The 17,442-nt window shown below is 55.5% G+C and carries 14 protein-coding genes; 2 read left to right on the forward strand and 12 right to left on the reverse strand.

Features of this window, described 5'->3' with window-relative positions:
• Positions 1-10: 10 nt before the first annotated feature.
• The 9 genes from HMJ29_RS05220 to HMJ29_RS05260 all read right to left on the reverse strand — a co-directional run bounded on the left by HMJ29_RS05220 (position 11) and on the right by HMJ29_RS05260 (position 8,735).
• Entirely contained in the window at positions 11-394 is a 384-nt protein-coding gene (locus HMJ29_RS05220; RefSeq protein WP_171590477.1) for a nuclear transport factor 2 family protein, read from the reverse strand.
• A gap of 26 nt (positions 395-420) precedes the next feature.
• A complete protein-coding gene (locus HMJ29_RS05225) occupies positions 421-1,350 on the reverse strand; it encodes a phosphoribosylaminoimidazolesuccinocarboxamide synthase (protein WP_171590478.1) in 930 nt (309 codons plus the stop codon).
• 46 nt (positions 1,351-1,396) lie between these two features.
• Positions 1,397-2,437 (reverse strand): phosphoribosylformylglycinamidine synthase subunit PurQ, encoded by a 1,041-nt coding sequence (locus HMJ29_RS05230; protein ID WP_216634093.1) that lies wholly within the window; start codon positions 2,435-2,437, stop codon positions 1,397-1,399.
• Positions 2,437-5,469 (reverse strand): phosphoribosylformylglycinamidine synthase subunit PurL, encoded by a 3,033-nt coding sequence (locus HMJ29_RS05235; RefSeq protein ID WP_171590479.1) that lies wholly within the window; start codon positions 5,467-5,469, stop codon positions 2,437-2,439. Before HMJ29_RS05235 ends, HMJ29_RS05230 begins: the two co-directional genes overlap by 1 nt.
• Before the next feature lie 124 nt (positions 5,470-5,593).
• A complete protein-coding gene (pyrE, locus tag HMJ29_RS05240) occupies positions 5,594-6,208 on the reverse strand; it encodes an orotate phosphoribosyltransferase (protein ID WP_171590480.1) in 615 nt (204 codons plus the stop codon).
• A gap of 7 nt (positions 6,209-6,215) precedes the next feature.
• Positions 6,216-6,533, reverse strand: coding sequence for a hypothetical protein (locus tag HMJ29_RS05245; protein WP_171590481.1), 318 nt, complete (start codon positions 6,531-6,533; stop codon positions 6,216-6,218).
• Positions 6,534-6,547: 14 nt separating this feature from the next.
• Positions 6,548-7,309: an orotidine-5'-phosphate decarboxylase gene (pyrF, locus tag HMJ29_RS05250; protein ID WP_171590482.1), complete on the reverse strand. Its 762-nt coding sequence runs from the start codon at positions 7,307-7,309 to the stop codon at positions 6,548-6,550.
• A gap of 66 nt (positions 7,310-7,375) precedes the next feature.
• A complete protein-coding gene (locus tag HMJ29_RS05255; protein WP_171590483.1) occupies positions 7,376-8,233 on the reverse strand; it encodes a dihydroorotate dehydrogenase in 858 nt (285 codons plus the stop codon).
• A gap of 343 nt (positions 8,234-8,576) precedes the next feature.
• The gene (locus HMJ29_RS05260) at positions 8,577-8,735 is read right to left on the reverse strand and encodes a hypothetical protein (protein ID WP_171590484.1); all 159 of its coding nucleotides are present in this window, start codon (positions 8,733-8,735) and stop codon (positions 8,577-8,579) included.
• 723 nt (positions 8,736-9,458) lie between these two features.
• Between HMJ29_RS05260 and HMJ29_RS05265 the strand changes: the two genes are divergently transcribed.
• The gene (locus HMJ29_RS05265; protein ID WP_171590485.1) at positions 9,459-10,025 is read left to right on the forward strand and encodes a DUF4468 domain-containing protein; all 567 of its coding nucleotides are present in this window, start codon (positions 9,459-9,461) and stop codon (positions 10,023-10,025) included.
• Between the two features lie 77 nt (positions 10,026-10,102).
• Here the strand turns inward: HMJ29_RS05265 and HMJ29_RS05270 are convergent, their stop codons facing one another.
• The 3 genes from HMJ29_RS05270 to HMJ29_RS05280 all read right to left on the reverse strand — a co-directional run bounded on the left by HMJ29_RS05270 (position 10,103) and on the right by HMJ29_RS05280 (position 15,705).
• Complete coding sequence (locus HMJ29_RS05270; RefSeq protein WP_171590486.1) at positions 10,103-11,848, reverse strand: bifunctional lysophospholipid acyltransferase family protein/GNAT family N-acetyltransferase; 1,746 nt, start codon at positions 11,846-11,848, stop codon at positions 10,103-10,105.
• 399 nt (positions 11,849-12,247) lie between these two features.
• Positions 12,248-13,135, reverse strand: coding sequence for a DNA/RNA non-specific endonuclease (locus HMJ29_RS05275; protein WP_171590487.1), 888 nt, complete (start codon positions 13,133-13,135; stop codon positions 12,248-12,250).
• Between the two features lie 380 nt (positions 13,136-13,515).
• Positions 13,516-15,705, reverse strand: a complete 2,190-nt coding sequence (locus HMJ29_RS05280) for a T9SS type A sorting domain-containing protein (RefSeq protein WP_171590488.1) — start codon at positions 15,703-15,705, stop codon at positions 13,516-13,518.
• 350 nt (positions 15,706-16,055) lie between these two features.
• Between HMJ29_RS05280 and HMJ29_RS05285 the strand changes: the two genes are divergently transcribed.
• Positions 16,056-17,423, forward strand: coding sequence for a sigma-54-dependent transcriptional regulator (locus tag HMJ29_RS05285; RefSeq protein ID WP_171590489.1), 1,368 nt, complete (start codon positions 16,056-16,058; stop codon positions 17,421-17,423).
• The last annotated feature ends 19 nt before the right edge of the window (positions 17,424-17,442 follow it).

Raw genomic sequence — 17,442 nt, forward strand, 5'->3', positions numbered from 1 at the left:
TGCGATGCGTCTAGCTGATGTCGTCGATGGAAATAATCAGACCATCGACGAACTGAAAAACGGACTTGCCCTGCAGCTGTAGTGTGTCGCCGGCTTCTAGGCCATTAGGAAAGTCGATAGCGGCAACGGCAGTATAGTCCAGAAGAACTTCCACGCGGTTGTCGGCTACTTGCCAATCCGTGACGCGCTGCTCCCGTTGAGTGAAGTACTGCAACGCTTGCTGAGCCTGCTGGCGAAAAGCCTCCTTACCATTTAAGGCCAGGTTCACTTCCACGTTGGAGATGTTGCGAAACACTACTTCTTCGTGCAGATGGCGCAGCATGCCGTCTACATCGAAGCGGTTATATGCTTCGATGTAGTCTTGCACTAGCTGCTTCTGTTTCGCAACGTCCATGGGCTTTGTCTTATAGCGCCTACAGCTTAGGCACTTTTCATGATACCAGCCTGCACTAGGTTATTCACGAGGCGAGTCTGTACGTCGCCGCCAGCTGTTTCATCACCAGTGCGCAGTGGGGCACCCGTGATACGCTCGTATATATCGAGGTAGCGGCGGGTGGCTTCGGCGGAAACTTCGGGGGTGAGGGCGCGGGGGTACTGGCCGTCCTGCTTGTTGGCAATCAGCCACTGGCGCACGTACTCCTTGTCGATCTGCTCCACGCCCTCGGGGTTCTTGGCATAGTCCTCGGCGCTCCAGAACCGCGACGAATCGGGCGTGTGGATTTCGTCAATCAGAATTAGCTCCCCATCCAGCAAGCCAAACTCGTACTTGGTATCAACCAGAATAATACCGCGCTCAGCCATCCACTGCGAAGCGAAGTTGAAGAGTTCCAGCGCCTTCACCCGCATCTGCTCATACAGCTCCGCCGTCACCCAGCCTTCTGCCACCAGGTTCTCCGGCGTAATCTCGCGGTCTGACTCCTCCTTGGTGGTGGGCGTCACGATGGGCTCGGGGAACTGCTGGTGCTTGGTCAGGCCATCCGGCACCGTCACGCCCGAGAAGGTGCGCTGGCCTTGCTGGTAGCCGCGCCACATGGAGCCCGTGAGGTAGTTCCGCACCACCATCTCCACCCGAATCGGCTCGGCTTCCTTGGCCAGCGTCACGTTTGGGTCGAGCAGGCTGATAACGTGGTTTGGGATGATGTGCTGAGTTTTGTCGAACCAAAATGCGGCCAGCCCATTCAGCACCGCGCCTTTATGGGCCACAGGCGTTTCCAGCACCGAGTCGAAGGCCGACAGACGGTCGGTTACCACGATGAGCCGTTCACCCGAAGGAGCGCGGTACGAGTCTCGAACTTTGCCGCGGTGCAGGAGTTCGAGCTGAGGAGTATCGAAGTGGTTGAGGGTGTTCATACAACGAGTTAGCAGCCGGCACTAGGTCAGCGGAATGCGGAGGTGTCTAGGATGAAAACTGGCTGGCTTCTTGGGGTGTGGCAGCGGTTTGGTGCTGGCTTTGTACGTGTTCCACAATGTTGCGGAACAAGCGTAGGCCATCCCCTTCCTCGCTCAGGCCGGGGTTCTGACGCTTGCGCCGGGCCCAGTCGGGGTGGTTATAGAGTGAGAGGAAAGCTTCGGGGTGCGGCATCAGCCCGAAAACCTGGCCGGTAGTATCAGTCAAGCCAGCGCAGTTCAGGTCGGCGCCGTTGGGGTTGTGCGGGTATACGTCCGTAGGTGAGCCGTCGAAATCGGTGTAGGCCAGGCAATTCAAAGCGCGAGCTTCGATTTGAGCTAAGGTTTCTTCGCCTTTGATGATGAGGCGGCCTTCTCCGTGGCGCACGGGCACCTCCATGGATTCAATGCCTTTCAGGAAGGGCGAGTTCGACTTGGGGTTGACTTTCAGGCGCACCCACCGGTCTTCGTAGCGGCCCGAGGCATTGTGCGTCAGGGTTACTTCGGGGGTTACGTTGCCGCTCAGGTTGGGCAATAGGCCTAGCTTCACGAGCACCTGGAAGCCGTTGCAGATGCCCATCACGAACTTGCCGTTGGCAATGAACTGCTTGATATCGTCGAGCAGGGTGCGGCCCTCGGCGTTCTTGCGGTAGCGCAGCTTGTTAGCCAGCACCACCCCCGAGCCTAGGTCGTCGCCAAACGAAAAGCCACCGGGGAAGTTCAGGATGTCGTAGTTGTGGATGCTGACGTGGCCGTGCAGCACCTGGTTCAGATGCACGATGGTTGGCTCGGCGCCGGCTAGCTTGTAGGCGGCGGCAAACTCCTCCTCGCAATTGATACCGAAGCCCGTCAGGATGAGGGCGCGCACTGGCTGCTGGGCAGCAGCTCTCTCAGTTGAGTGGCCTAGGGGCTCAGTAGATTCATGACCAGCATTTACGCTCTTGAACCCGAGCACCTGCATGCTCCCGTCCGCATCGGTAATGGGGGCAGTATGGTCGTGCTGCGGGCGCGGGGGCGTGTTCAGGTCCGGCAGTTTGGGTTGTTCTTCCATTAGGATTGCGCCGCTTCGTGCTGGCCGAAGCCGATAATTCTGTTTACTGGGCCATTCGTCCACTCATGGCGTAGGGCCGCCGTGCTGGCCGAAATGACCGTCTGGCCGCCGTGGCGCACCGTGAGCTGGCCGTCCTGGGTTATCACACCGAGGCGGGTAGCGCGGGCGCCGAAGTGCTGCTCGAACGCCACCACATCTTCCGGAGCCACTGTGGCCACGAAACGGGAGTGCGACTCCGAGAACAGTTGCGCTGACAAGCCTAGGCCAGTAGCGGGCAACTCCACATCGGCGCCAAAGCCATGACCAAACGTGGCTTCTGCCAAGGCCACCGCCAGGCCACCATCCGACAAGTCATGACAAGACTGGATGAGGCCGTTGTCGTTAGCTTGGCCCATCAGTGCGTACAGGGCTTTGGCTTCTTCGAACCGAACCTTAGGCACGTTGGCGCCTATCTCCCCGAAGAGCTGGTAGAACTCCGAGCCGCCCAGCTCGTCGTAGGTTTCGCCCAACAGATACACCACGTCGTCGGCTTGCTTGAAGTCGGAGGTGATGGTGCGGCGGACGTCCTCAATTTTGGCGGTCATCGAATACAGGACCGTCGGCGGAACGGAAATCTTCACGCCATCGGCCTTGAAGTCGTTCTTCATCGAGTCCTTACCCGACGTGAGCGGGATGCAGTAAGCCGCCGTAGCATCGCGTAGGGCCTGGCACATGCGCACCAGCTTGGCTAGCTTGTGCTTGCCATCGGGGTTAGTGGCGGGGTCGTACACCGAGTCGGGCACGCAGAAGTTGTCGTTCACGGACCAGAAGTTGCCGTCGCCGTAGCTCAGGTTGGGCAGCTTACCTCCTACCGCTACAATCTGGCGCACGGCCTCGTCAAATGCGCCAGCCGACATATGGTAAGCATCTAAATCACCAAAGCGGGGCAGAATGCCGTTGCTCACGGCCACGCCTTCCCAGCTCTCAAAGTTGAAGCGCACCACGGCGGCATCCTGCGGAGCCTGACCGGTAGCGCCCATGAGCGGCTTGATAATGGTGCGGCCCTTCACCTCGTGGTCGTACTGCCGAATCACCGATTCGCGGGAGCAGATGTTGAGCGAGCCCAGCAGGCGGCTCAGCACGTCGGTATAGTCGAGGTTAGTGGGTAGTACGGGCTCCTGGGCGGTGGGCTTGGTCCACTCGGCTTCCAGCACTTTGCGCGGCACGCCTTCGTGCAAGAAGTGCATGTTCAGCTTAGCTACTGAGGTGCCGTCGAAGCGGACATCCAGGCTGCCATCAGCGGTGAAGTAGCCAATGTCGGTCAACTCCACTTCCATCTCCTGGCCTAGGGCCATCAGTTCAGCCATCTTGCTCGGCTCCACGGCCAGCGAGAACCGCTCCTGCGACTCCGACACGAAGATTTCCCAGGGCCGTAGGCCAGGATACTTCAACGGTACTTTCTCCAGCTCCACCACGGCACCACCGCTAATAGTAGCCAGTTCGCCAATGCTGGAGGACAAGCCGCCGGCACCATTATCGGTGCTGCACTTGATGAGGCCGCGGCGAGTAGCCAGGATCAGGAAGTCCATGGCCAGCTTCTGCGTAATCGGCGAGCCGATCTGCACAGCTGTGGCGGGCGAAGTTTCGTCTAGCTCAATGCTGGAGAACGTGGCGCCGTGGATACCATCTTTACCCACCCGACCACCGGCCATGATGATGCGGTCCTGAGCGTCAATAGTTTTCTCCCACGAGTCGAGGCCAGCCAGTTGCATGGGCATTACGGCACCAGTGCCGCAGTACACCAAGGGCTTACCAGCGTACCGGTCATCGAACACAATGGCCCCGTTCACCGTCGGCACGCCCGACTTGTTGCCGCCATCCTCAATACCCTTACGTACGCCCTCGAAAATGCGGCGCGGGTGCAGTTGGTTGCTTAACAAGGTGCCGTTAAACTCGGGGTTACCGAAGCACAGTACGTTGGTATTGAACAGCAGCCGCCCCCCCCCAATGCCTGTAGCCAATGGGTCGCGGTTGTTGCCTAAGATGCCAGTAATAGCTCCACCGTAAGGGTCGATGGCTGAGGGCGAGTTGTGGGTTTCCACCTTCCACACAAACAACGACTCCGGGTTAATGCGCACGGCGCCGGCGTTGTCGCTGAACACCTTAATCAGCCAGTCATTGCCGTTGGCGCGGAGCTGGCGGTCTACCTCGGAGGTGGCGTTTTTAATATAGGTTTTGAACAAGGAGTCCACTTCGAACTCCTCGCCCGTGTCAGCATCCTTGTACTTAATGACGGCGCTGAACTCCTTGTGCTTGCAGTGCTCTGACCAGGTCTGAGCAATGATTTCCAGCTCGCAGTCCGTCGGGTCCTGAGGTAGGCCAGCGGCCTGGCGCTCCTCGGCAATGCCCGTGTAATGGTCGCGCACGGCGCGCATTTCCTCCAGGTTCAGGGCGTAGAGGTTGTCTTTCGACAGCTTAACCAGTTCCTCATCGGAGAGGCCTACCAGCGGCACAGTGTCCGTAATAGATTCGGCCCCACCGCCCGGCCGCGGCGTGTAGTCGCGAATCTGGGCTATGGGGCCGACCTCGAAGCGGTTGATCATTTTGTTGCCGAGCAAGTCTTCGGCCAGGCGGCGCAGACTACTCTCGGGCAGCTCGTGCTCCAGGAAGTAGAGCCGTTTGCTAAAGATGTGCTGGGTATGGGTGTCCAGCGGCTGGTTCAGGAAGTCGCCGAGGGCGTTCTGGGCCGAGATGCCTTCGTCGTCGGTCACGCCGGGCAGCTTGGCCACCAAAATGTAGCTTTTGTATTCGGAGCCGTGGCGGAACTCATCGAGGGCCACGTCGTGCAGCACTGGGTCCTGGAGGCAGTGGGTGGCGAAGTCGCGCAGTTGCTCGTCGCTCACGGGGTAGCGCACCGTGTAGAGGGCGGTGCTTTGCACCCGGCCAGTAGAGAGGCCTAGGTGGCGTTGGGCAGCTTCGGCTACACGTTGGCCCTCGCCATCATGTTGGCCGGGCTTGAGCAGAAGCTGTATGGTTCTTTGGGTAGAGTCCAAAAGGAAGGTGGTTATCTATTTTTCGGGTTTCCCACGCTAGGCCAGTTGCCCACGTGAGGAAGCATACCCCAAGCAGGGTACGCCGAAAATGCCTTGCTTGGCTACCGGTTGTAGCGAAGTAGGTTTAAGAAAACGCTTTTTCCGGCCGACTGCCGGGTTTCACCACCGGAATACCTGCCCGGCAAAGCGGGCAATCATCGGGTGCGTAGGTGGCCGCCGTTACCGGCAGCAGTGCAAAGTTCGGAAAAGTTAGCTCAGCTTTCCCACCCGTGCGGTCAATTAAACTTGCCACGGCTAAAACTTTTGCGCCCAAGCCCTCTAGCACTCGCGCTACTTCGTTGGTGCTCTTGCCGGTAGTTACCACGTCTTCGGCAATAACAATTTTTTGGCCTGGCTCAATGGTAAAGCCCCGCCGCAGGGTCATCTGCCCGGTATCGTCGCGCTCCGTGAAAATGCCAGGGACACCCAACTGGCGGGCCAGTTCATACCCAATCACCACGCCACCCATAGCCGGACCAACTACTACATCAGGCTGTAAGCCCGCCTCTTGAATCTGCCGGGCCAGCTCCGCTGCGGCTGGCGCTGCTAGATCGGGCCGGCGCAGGAACCGGGCGCACTGCACATAGGTATCAGAATGCAAGCCAGAAGAAAGACGGAAGTGGCCGCGCAGCAGTGCATCTTCTTGTAGCAGTTGCTGCTCTAGCGTTTCGGAGGTAAAGGGGGGTTGGGTGGAAGTCATTTAGATTTTATTCTGCGCCTTCTGTTGAAATGATTACTTGTTCTGAGCCAACTGAAAGAGATAGTAATAAGTCAAGCTCTTCATCCTGGGCAGCAATAACCAACACTGGATATTCTTGCTGGGCTTTTAGAACGTACTCTACCCTTTCAATTTTTACAGCTAATGTGAGAGACCCATTAAGTGGAATATGAGCATGCCATCCTTCCTGTATCAAACCCTCCGTAATTAATCCTATTAGGTAGAACTCTTTACGTCGTGGAATAGCGAAGCTGTCAATAACCTCAAACTTTCCTTGTACTGACTCATGATTGATGAACATCGACACTATATAAGCTGAGCCTAAGCCACTACCGGCCGGAACTGGTTAATCTGCTCTACCAGTTCCCGCGCTGCGGCGCCAGCATCTGCCGCTTGCCACAACGCGCGCGACGTATTAATCAGAAGACCGGAGCCATCAGCGCGCAGGCCTGCTTTTAATGTGGCTTGCAGGTCGCCGCCTTGGGCACCTACACCGGGCACCAGGAACCACTGCTGGGGCGTGAGACGGCGCATGCGGGCAACAGCTTCGGCGTTGGTGGCACCTACTACTAGGCCTATACCGCCGTGCTGCTCATCGAGTTTACGGGCCACGCTGGCGGCACAATCAGACAATGAACCACCACGGGTGAGGGCCACATCTTGTAGAGAGTGAGTAGGCTTATTACTGGTTTTGGCTAGCACGAACACCAGCTTACCTGGCCTAGCGAAGGGCACAATGGCATCGTCGCCCATGTATGGATTTACTGTCACGCCATCGGCCCCAATCACATCATAGGCGAACTTGGCGTAGTGGTCGGCGGTGTTGGCAATGTCGCCGAACTTGCCATCCAGAATTACTGGAATGCTTTCGGGGATGCGCTGCACGGTTTCGCGCAGCAGCTTCACGCCATCTTCCCGGCTCAGAAAAAAGGCTAGGTTGGGCTTGAAGGCGGCGGCGTACTCACTGGTTTGGTCGATAACTTCGGCCAGGCGGCGCGCTACCTGCCCATCGTCGCCCACAGGGTCAAGCCCGACACAGAGAAGAGAATTAGCGTACTGAACGCGTTGAAGTAGCTTTTCCATAGGGTGGGAAGTAGCGCAAACTTTGCAGTTCGTGGTTGGAGAAACAGGGTTCCTAACAAGCCTAGCTTAAGCTCGGGCTTGTGACGGTTCTGGCATCAAGTGTCCGCACTCAGCAGATAACCGGGCGGCTAGGCCAGGCTCCAGCCACTCGCCGCTGGCTACCTGCACGGCGCTGGCGCCGCACCGTAGGTAATCTGTAACGTGGCTGGCCGTAAATATCCCGCCGGTACCGAAGATAGGCAGTTTGATGTATTCATCGTGGGCCAGCTCCCACACGCAGCGAAGGGCCACCGGCCGCAACGCCTCTCCCGATAGGCCACCGGCCACGGGTGCAGCGGTAGCGTCGTCGGGGAGGTGCAGTCCTTTGAGCAGGTTGGTAGCAGCCAGCGCATCGGCTCCGCCCGCCTGCGCCCCAAGGGCCAGCCCGCGGATGTGCTCCGGCCACGGCGGCAGCTTCACAATTACGGTGGCTTCAGGGCCTAGCTCATTGCGCACCGCCTGGGTGGCTTCGCGCACAAACCTGGCGTTAAGCTCCTCGCCTTTTCCCGTATCGGGCTGGGCTATGTATACCTCTACGCCCGCAATCAGGTCGCGGGCTTCGCGGGACAGGAAACGCGCAATTTTGCGGAAGCCGGGGATGCCAGGGGCCGTGATGCTCACAAAGACCGGCACGCCGTAGCGGCGCAAATTGGGCAGGTGCTCCTGCACCAGAATTTCGGCGCTTTCGGTGCGCATGTTGGTGGCGTTGAGCAGGGTCTGGTCGGCTACTTGCCAAATGCCTTCCTCGTAGAGCCCGGGCTTAGGCTCCATGGTTACGGTGCGGGTGAAAATCGCCCCCAGCCGCTCGTAGCCCGTTCCATCTAGCTGCCAGGGTGCGGCCGCGAGGCACACAGGGTTCTGAAGCGTGAGTTTGCCGAGTTGCATAGGTGTTAAAAAGCTATGATTTCGCTGGCTAAGCGCCGCAGCAGCGGCGTGCAGCCCGCGAAATCAGATGATACTCCTTCTGGCCGGAGCCCAAGCAGCAAAGTATATGTTTTGCAGCCCCCGAAAAAACGAGGTGGCCAATTCGCGGACCGACTTACGTCAGAATCCCCCCTGATATCTATCACCCCGCATCATGTGCCACCTCGCCCCGTTGCCGCCGTTGGGTGGGCTCCGGGAAGTTCGGTTGCTGGTATCCCCATCCCCTACTCTTCCCTCGGGAGAGGCCGCTGGGGTGGGTAATGGAAAGCCCCTGGCGGAACCGGGCGCCTGCTAAGTTGTCGGACTAGATTACGTTGGCGCGGTTGATCAGGAACAATGCGCTGTCTTGAATGGTCTTTTGGTTAAGGGTGAATCGGGTTACCTGGACCATGCCTGCACCCAAGCGCAGCTTCACGTCGTGCTCCTTATGGAGGTTGAGGTACCAGAGGGCATTGTCGTTCATGGTGGTTACCAGTATGGGTTGAGTGGTTAGATTGTGGGTGGGTGGGTGCTGGCTTTGCGTACTCCTGCCGCAACAGCAGGACATAAAAAAACCGCTTCGAAAACCGGAGCGGTGAATGGGGCAAAATCAGTAAAGGCAACGAAACCAACGGAGACAACAACCTTTTGGTCATCTCGCAGGACGCTGTTATGAAAGGTCCCGCGCTCCATCAAATGTTGGTTATTGAGGTGAAGCACGTCGCAAAAGTACTACTTCATCTAGGCATATCAACTTTAACTATGTTAAGTTTATGTTATCTAAATGTTACCTGCCTTGAAATTCCCTACGCAGAGGTTGAGCCAAAATTTTATACCATATGTATCTGTATTTCAGCAAATTTATTTATCTAAATCTATTACACCATGTTTAAATCTCCTGCTTATCTTTGCTCTTTAGCCTACTAGAATCTGGCTTACATTATCTAAACCGCGGCATAGCTCATATAATAATAATACAATTTAAATTATTTTACCTTGTCTATTATAAGTAGGAACCTGCTTCTGTGGGCTTTGATGAGCAACAGATTCCTAAATTTCTCTATGCACACTTATTTAGTTGATTTGGATAAGCAGCCTTTTCTAATTATCTTAACATATTCATAATTATTTAGATTTTGTACAATTCAGCTGTTGGCAGCTACTTTTGTACCACACCACCACCCAGCACCTCATTACTTGCGCTTTTATGAAAAACTTGCTACTCAGTTTTCTCTTTTGCGGGCTGCTGCTTGCTTCATTTGTTACCAGAGCCCAATCTGAGACTCCGGCTCCTGTTGAGTACAGTGAGCGGGTACCTGCAGATGGCGCTGGTAAAAGCGCTTTATATCGGAGTGCTCTTAACTGGACAGAAACCCATTTTGCGTACGGGCCAAAAAGCAATCAGAAAACGGATGCTACCACTGGTACAGTTCGCCTGACGGGCACAGGCAAAGTAAAACCCGTTGATACCAAAGGCCGGGAAAAAGAAATAACTGTGCTCTTTGATTTCAACTTTCGCGCAAACGACAACGGCTACGAGTATAGCGTAGGGTCTTTCCGAGTTATAGCTGATCCGGAGCAGCCGAGCCAAACCGAACCGCTAGATACTTACCTGATGGCGCTACGGGCTGAAAAGAGCAATGAGCGTACCCATAATGAGCGCCGCGTAACGGCACAGGCCACCTCGTTAGCCAGCGAGGCTGCCATGTCTTTCCGCTCATACATGAACAGCCAGCCAACAGACGTAAACGTAGGCCTGGCCGGAGAGAACTAGGCCGTTCTTTCTAGCTATTACCCACAAAGCCCCGCCAGCACTTCCGCTGGCGGGGCTTTGTGGGTAAGGTGGCTTGCTTAACTAAGCACGGTGGTATATCGCTCAAGTAAACGGTGCGTGCGGGCAGGTAGCTCCCGTGCGTCCAGCACCATAAACCCATCCAGGGCATTGCTAAAGCCCGGATCAAGGTTGAAGCCTATTATGCGGGCATTTTGCTTTATGTATTGGCGCAACAGAACTGGTACCCCGCTGCCACCAGGCTCTAAACCACTAATAAACTGCTGCAGATCTTGCAGGCTTTCTAGGCCAGCCTGTAGCACGCTTGCGCTGCCAGGTGCATCAAGAGGGCGGTATTTAAACTGTTTGCGGGGCTTAACCATGTCCGCCCAGACAGGGTCTGCACAATGACGTTGCAGGTACTCCATCATTACTGCTTTTGAAACGGGCGCAAACCGGTTGCTAATACTCACGGGCCCAATCAGGTAGCGGTATTCCGGATGGCGGGCAATGTACTCGGCAATTCCTTTCCATAGTAGTGCCAGGGGCAACGGCTGCTTCTGGTACTCCTCCCGCACAAAAGAGCGGCCCAGCTCTAATGCTTCGCGCAGGAGCGGCCGCAGCTCTTTTTTCATCCGGAATAGCGAGTGCAGATAAAACCCGCGCTTGCCGTACTGCTGCAAAATACTCCGGCCCCGCCCCACACGGTAAGCGCCTACCAAACAACGAGCTTTGCGGTCATACAGAAACAGATGCCGGTAGTACTCGTCGTACCGATCCAGGTCAATGGCCTGTTGGGTACCCTCTCCTTCCCGACGAAAGGTGAGTTCCCGCAACCAGCCAATTTCCCGCAGCACGTGAGGGATTTCAGATTTCTTGGCCACGTACACTTCCCACTGCTGATAACGCAGCAGGCACCGGCCAGGGCGCAGCTGCTGAATATCGGCTTCCAACAGGGTGGGATCGGTTTCGGCTACTACTGTCGGCGCGGGCAACTCCGGGAACAGGCCTACCTGTGACTTACCAGGCCTGAGCGCATATACCCGCGCCCGAAGATAGGCGAGGCGGTCGGGGGCGGGAAGAGCGGCCAACGTAGCAGGTGTGATAGGTTGCCCAATTCTGACCTGAATGGTTTGCCCGCGTTTGTTCAGCAATTCAGCCGGCAAACGGGCCGTGCGCAAAACAGGGTGCAACAGGCCTAGCAAGCTGAAAGCAGTGCTGTTCTGACCACTAAGCCAAATGGGTACAACCGGAACGCGGGCGGCTTCAAGAAGCCGGCTGGCAGTGGGGTTCCAGGCGGGGTCTTGAGCGGGCTGAAACACGCCAGCCCGGTAGGCCACCTCACCGTCCGGAAACAGCCCTAGCGGAATATCATTCTGCAAATAGCGTAGCAACCGGCGCACCGTGGGTACATTGCTCCCGGCGGCACCACGATCGGGGTTTACCAGCGTGAGCTGGTCGGTTAAGTTCGGCAGCAGAGGTGCCAGCACCTGGTTGGCTACCGCCCGAAACTCAGGCCGTGTGCCACCTAACAGGTAGAGTAAAATCAGGCCATCGAGCATACCACTGGGGTGGTTGGCAATAGCCACAAATGCTCCTTGGGCAGGTACTCGGCGCAACTCAGCTGGGTCGTAGGCCAGCGTAATGTTCAGGTCGCGCAGCAGCTGCCCAATAAACTCGCGTCCCTGCAGGTGCCGATGCCGGCCATACAACTGTTGCAGGCTCCGCAGTTGCGCCCACCGGTACCACAGGGGCCGTAACACCTCCCCGGCGCGCTTACCAAAAGTGCCCGCAACAGGCAGTTGAAAATCAGGAGAAGAGCTCATGCGCGCCAAAACCAAAGAATGCCCACCGCCTCGCCGCGTCAGGTCTGCTCCTCAAAATTCCGAATTGCCTATTAGCCCATCGTTATCACGGAATTATCAAACTATTAACGATGAGCACTAACCCGTAACAAAAGCAGAAAGCCGCGTTGCAGCGCGGCTTTCCATTCTCTAAGTAGCTATCAGCCACCTCACTCATTCACTCAATACAAAAGTATGAGATGCAGCCGGGGCTATACCTATGATTTAGACTAATAACAATTATTTAAAGATGAACACCACGGGTTATCCGACCAAACAGCATGTACTTTCCCACTGGCAGCAACATTCCTGCCAGGCCAACCAAAAGCCCCGGCTACTCAAGTGGCAGCCGGGGCTTCTAACTAGATGATTGCCTGATTATCAGCTGGTAGGGCCGCTGTCTACGCGGGCTTCCACTACGCTTTGCACGGAGGCCGATACCGCCGACAACAGATCATAGCCGGTAGCTTGCTCAATGGCATCTACGGTGGTGCGGTATACGCCCCAGTTGGTATCCAGTGAATTGTCGTTAGGCGTGTTGATGGCAATAACACGGGTGCCGGTGGTCACGCGCGAAGCATCACCAGTACCGTTGGGCATTACTACCACTACCTTCCATACGCGGGCGGGCACAGTTACGCGGCCGGCATCCAGGGTGGTAGCATATCCATTTGAACCCGTACCGCCTTTCCCATAGCTACCACAAATGATATACAGCTCATTACCAGCGTTAACGAGGGTGCGACAGTAGTTCTCGAGCCCAGCCCAGGTGCGCTGATTGTTCTGCGGGGCCTGCGGAATCATATTGCTCATCAGGAAAGTAGCCGAGTTATCAGCCACGGAGCCAGTCCGGTCGGCGGAGGGGCACTGATGTCCCCGATCAAAGCCCGAGCCCGTATAGCTGGTGCTTGACACCCGGTACCAGCCGGAGGGCAAGCTATTGTCGGGGCCGAAATTATCCTGGCGCGGTGTGCTGCCCAGCCAGGCGCTGCTCAGGTGCCAGCTTACCCAGTTTGGCGTACCCCTGTCGCGGTGATACGACATGGTGTACTGTGGCTTGGTCACCAGGTAATTCCAGTAGTAGTAAGAATCGGCAATGGCACCGCTAGGGTTACCCATCGCCAGGTTGTTGTCGCGGGTGGCCGTAGCATCGGCCGTCTGCACAGAGGCCGCCGGGCCGGCTGCAGGTGCAATACTGTCTTTAGAGCAGGATACTGCCAGGCTGCCCACTAAGAGCAAGCCCGCTAAGCGGGAGAAGGTACGCTTCATGTAAACACGGTTTGGGTGGAAGGAAAGGAGAAGATGGAAAGAGCGGCAAAGTTGATGTATTCAACTGGCTTGAATATTACCTAATTTTTATCATTTTGCTTATACATAAGAAAATACACCGATTGCTACTGAATTGAACTAATGCCCGCTTCGGCTTTATGTGGCTACTCTTGCTGACCAGCACCTTGGCAGCAAGCGGCTTTCAGCGGAGCTGCGGGTAAGTATGTAATAACCTATAGCTTTCTGAAGAGCAAAATCGTAAACCAGGTTTCCTGAAATGAGAAAAGCCCCACTGACCTGCACAGTGGGGCTTTTCTATAATATAAAGTATCTACTATGCTAAGTAGACGGCTATGAATAGCAATGAACCAAGCTCCTATCTAGCGGGTGACAATTACCAAAGACTGGGTAGCCACCCGGCGGCGGGCACTGTCTGTTACCACCACCTGGTAAATTCCGGCCTCTAGGCCAGTGACAGGCAGCACTATTTCGCGGCGGGCCACTGTGTGTTGCGTAACCAGCTTCCCCTGGCTGTTATAGAGCATCACCGTGCCTCCTTCAGCACCAGCTTCGGGCAGCGACACCTGTACTACTGCCGCCCCCGTGGCGGGGTTTGGAAATACAGATACCTGCTGGGCTATAGCTTTCCATTTTACGGCTACTACTTGGGAATAATTCTCAGTGCCATCGGCATCAACCTGCCGCAAGCGGTAATACAGAACCGTAGCGCCTTGCTTACCGGCGTCAGCGTCGCGGAGACTATACTCTTGCTGCTGCGCGCTGCTGCCAGCCGCTGCCAGCCGGCCGATGGATGTAAACTGCTTATTGCTGACCCCAACGGCACGCTCTACAATAAAGTGGCTGCTATTACGCTCTGAGGCAGTTTGCCAAGTAAGCTCTACAGCGGTGTCTGAAGCTCTGGCCTCAAACCGCACTAGCTCTACGGGCAAGGGGGCAGGTGCTACAATAGAGGTAGGGAAACCCGTAGGCCTGTCTTCAGCAAAAGCATAGAATATCTTCATGGCCTCCAGCGCCGATACCGTATTGGTTACCTCCAGCTCTACCCAGTCAAATTCCTGGGTGGTAGCAAACGATACATCCTGGCGTCCATCTGCCAGTAGTTCCAGCTTCAGCAGGTTTGAGCCACTGGCGCTTTCTACCAGCTTTTGGCCGTTGTCGCCTGAGTAAGTGTTAATCCGGATTGATGACAACAGGCTGGCATCTAACAGGCCGGAAGCGGCTCCCAGAATTACTCCCGCGGTGTTACCAGCCAGGCCAGGGCCATTGAGCTTTAACTTCAGGCGGGTTGTGGTTCCTAGGCCTACTCCGGTAGTAGTTTCAGCGTAGTTATTTTTCAGGTCACTATCTGCAGCATTTTGCGGGTTAGTAACGCCGCAGTTTACGCACAGCAGGCTATTTGTCCGGTACTGGCTGGTCTGGAACTGGTTGTTGCCCGCTGAGAAATTAGACAGGATAGGTTCCTGGTCACGGAATGCTCGCGGCTCAATGCCAAAACCGTAATAAATACGCAAATCGTCGAGGGCGCTAACCAAGCTGTTCTGCCGGATCTCTACCCGGTCAAAGGCCTTACTTGATTCAAAGCTCACGGCGTACTGGTCTCCCGATAGCACCTGCAAATCCAGCAGTTGGGCTCCAGTGCCTGACTCTTGGGCTACTCCGTTCAGGTAAGTGGTAACTGTAAGCCCAGATAGCGCCTTGGCATCAAGCAGGCCCCCATTACCAATCACAAACCCCGCCTGATACCCTGCGGGAGCTTTTCCCTCTAACTGGGTTTGCAGAGTAGTAGGGCAGTTTACGCTAACGAAGCTACCAAACGTGGCGTAGTTCGTGAGGTCTTTGTCAACGGCGTTGCCGGGGTTGCTGATAGTGCTATTTGCACATACCGTTACGCCATTAGGTTGAATAGCCGTGCTGTAGTAGTCAGACGTATTTTGGTTGAAACGAGAGACATAACCCGTAGCCTGCGTCACTACATTCGCATCTATGCCGTAGCCGTAGTAAATATTAATATCGTAGGCCACATTAAGCACGGCACCAGCCTCAATTTCTACCTGGTCGAAGGGCTTACCAGCCAGAAACTCAACCCGCCCAGGCGTAGTAGTTGCCAGAATAGCCTTGGCGGCATCAGTCACTACGTATGACTCCTGAAACTGCGAGGTTCCGCTGGCATCTTTCAAGTAGGTCCGAATCACAATTGCCCCCACGGTACTAACGCCCGTGCTACTGCCCAGTACCACGCCGGCCCGGTAGTTCTTTGGTACCACGGCGGGCATATCCATGCGAATGGCCACCGGAAAGAGTAGCAAAGGCATGTGCATGGTAGCATAGTTGGTGAGGTCCACGTCTGAGGTGCGTCCCACGTTATCTACGGTGCCGTAGCAGGTAGTTGTGGCCAACGGGCCCACCCCCACGGTTGTGCAGGTGCGGTAGTCCTGGGCTTTGCTTGAATAATAAGGGGTACTGGCTGCCTGCACCAAGCTGCTGGCGCATAACCATAAAAGCAGCATCCAAGTGATGCTAACGGCACGAGGTAATAGAATTAATCTCATGGCAGAAGAGTTAGAACAGTAGAGGAAATTGATAGTGACCTTGATGAAAAGGGCTTCACCAATGCTATTATTCAATTCCGCTGCCACAGCTGACAACAAGGCTTTTACCCCTGAATATCAATTCATTAACTATATTATTAAGCACACATAAAATCCCATATAGGGATCCATTTTCTTATATTGGGAATTTTTGGTAAGCCCGTATTTCCCGCTTATACTCGCATAACTACGTACTGTTTATGCTACCCGAGCTACTGAAAACCCTCCAGCTGAAATAGGATTTATCAAATTTCATTCTATTACACATAGGATGGCGCTGCTACTTCAGCTCACGCACCCTCTATATCCTCATGACCACCTCGCAAGTTTCCATTTTCATAGTTGAAGATAACGTCTGGTATGGCGAGCTATTAGAATATAAGCTCGCCCAAAACCCAGACTACACTATCCGGCGGTTTACTACCGCTCACGCCTGCCTTAATCATCTAGTTGAGAAGCCGGATATCATCACGCTAGATTACTCGTTGCCCGATGGGCGCGGCGACCAGGTGCTGCGCCAAATTCGGGAGCGGTTGCCGGAGGTGGCCGTTATCGTCATCTCGGGGCAGGAGGATGTTCGCACGGCCATCGGGCTGCTGCGCCAGGGTGCCTACGATTACCTGGTAAAGGACGAAGAAACGGTAGACCGTTTGTGGAACACGGTCAGCAACATCCGAAAGCAGTTAGCCTTGAGCCGGGAAAATAATCGTCTTAGAGAGCAGATCGGCCAGAAGTACTCTCCGGAGCGGGCTATTTTAGGCAAGAGCCCCCAGATTCAGCAACTTTATAGCCTGATTGATAAAGCAGCCCGGACCAATATTACTGTTTCGTTGAGTGGCGAAACGGGCACAGGTAAAGAACTAGTAGCCAAGGCTATACACTACCACTCTGAGCGGCGGGAAGGGGCCTTCGTAGCTGTAAATGTGGCCGCCATTCCACGCGAGCTAATTGAGAGTGAGCTGTTTGGCCACGAGAAAGGTGCCTTTACGGGTGCTGTAGACCGCCGGATAGGGCGCTTTGAGGAAGCTCACAAAGGCACGCTGTTTCTGGACGAGATTGCCGACCTTGAGCTTAATCTGCAGGCTAAGCTGCTGCGCGTGCTACAGGAACGTGAGGTAACACGTGTGGGTGGCAACACCCGTATTCCGTTCGACGCCCGTCTTATGGTAGCTACGCACCGCGACCTGGCTCAGGAGGTGAAGGAAGGCCGGTTCCGGGAGGATCTGTATTACCGTTTGCTGGGCTTGCCCATTCTGCTGCCCCCCCTGCGCGAGCGGGGTCAGGATGTGCTCATACTGGCGCAAGCCTTTTTACAGGACTTTTGCGAGCAGAACAACATGGTGGCATGTACGCTATCAGCGGCGGCACAGCATAAGCTGCAGCACTATGCCTTTCCCGGCAACGTGCGGGAGCTTAAAGCGGTGGTGGAACTGGCCGCAGTGCTAGCCGACAGCGATACTATTCAGCCCCAGGATTTGTCGTTACGCGGCGGAGCTGGTTCCAACGATGAAAAAACGAATGGCATCTCTAATGAGTCGTTGCGGACGCAGATGGCCACCATTGTGCAAAGCTACCTAGACGCGCATAATGGTAATATTTTACAGGTAGCCGCAAAATTACAGATCGGTAAGTCAACTATTTATCGTATGGTTCAGAATAACGAGGTACGCTTACGCTGACCTTCCCAGTTATTCTGAT

Origin of the sequence: Hymenobacter taeanensis, assembly GCF_013137895.1 — a bacterium.
Lineage (GTDB): Bacteria > Bacteroidota > Bacteroidia > Cytophagales > Hymenobacteraceae > Hymenobacter > Hymenobacter taeanensis.

Bases quoted from the DNA above. Each gene is read 5' to 3' on its own strand.
- HMJ29_RS05220 (WP_171590477.1), bottom strand. From the start codon at position 394: ATGGACGTTGCGAAACAGAAGCAGCTAGTGCAAGACTACATCGAAGCA.
- HMJ29_RS05225 (WP_171590478.1), bottom strand. From the start codon at position 1,350: ATGAACACCCTCAACCACTTCGATACTCCTCAGCTCGAACTCCTGCAC.
- HMJ29_RS05230 (WP_216634093.1), bottom strand. From the start codon at position 2,437: ATGGAAGAACAACCCAAACTGCCGGACCTGAACACGCCCCCGCGCCCG.
- pyrE (WP_171590480.1), bottom strand. From the start codon at position 6,208: ATGACTTCCACCCAACCCCCCTTTACCTCCGAAACGCTAGAGCAGCAA.
- pyrF (WP_171590482.1), bottom strand. From the start codon at position 7,309: ATGGAAAAGCTACTTCAACGCGTTCAGTACGCTAATTCTCTTCTCTGT.
- HMJ29_RS05255 (WP_171590483.1), bottom strand. From the start codon at position 8,233: ATGCAACTCGGCAAACTCACGCTTCAGAACCCTGTGTGCCTCGCGGCC.
- HMJ29_RS05260 (WP_171590484.1), bottom strand. From the start codon at position 8,735: ATGAACGACAATGCCCTCTGGTACCTCAACCTCCATAAGGAGCACGAC.
- HMJ29_RS05265 (WP_171590485.1), top strand. From the start codon at position 9,459: ATGAAAAACTTGCTACTCAGTTTTCTCTTTTGCGGGCTGCTGCTTGCT.
- HMJ29_RS05270 (WP_171590486.1), bottom strand. From the start codon at position 11,848: ATGAGCTCTTCTCCTGATTTTCAACTGCCTGTTGCGGGCACTTTTGGT.
- HMJ29_RS05275 (WP_171590487.1), bottom strand. From the start codon at position 13,135: ATGAAGCGTACCTTCTCCCGCTTAGCGGGCTTGCTCTTAGTGGGCAGC.
- HMJ29_RS05280 (WP_171590488.1), bottom strand. From the start codon at position 15,705: ATGAGATTAATTCTATTACCTCGTGCCGTTAGCATCACTTGGATGCTG.
- HMJ29_RS05285 (WP_171590489.1), top strand. From the start codon at position 16,056: ATGACCACCTCGCAAGTTTCCATTTTCATAGTTGAAGATAACGTCTGG.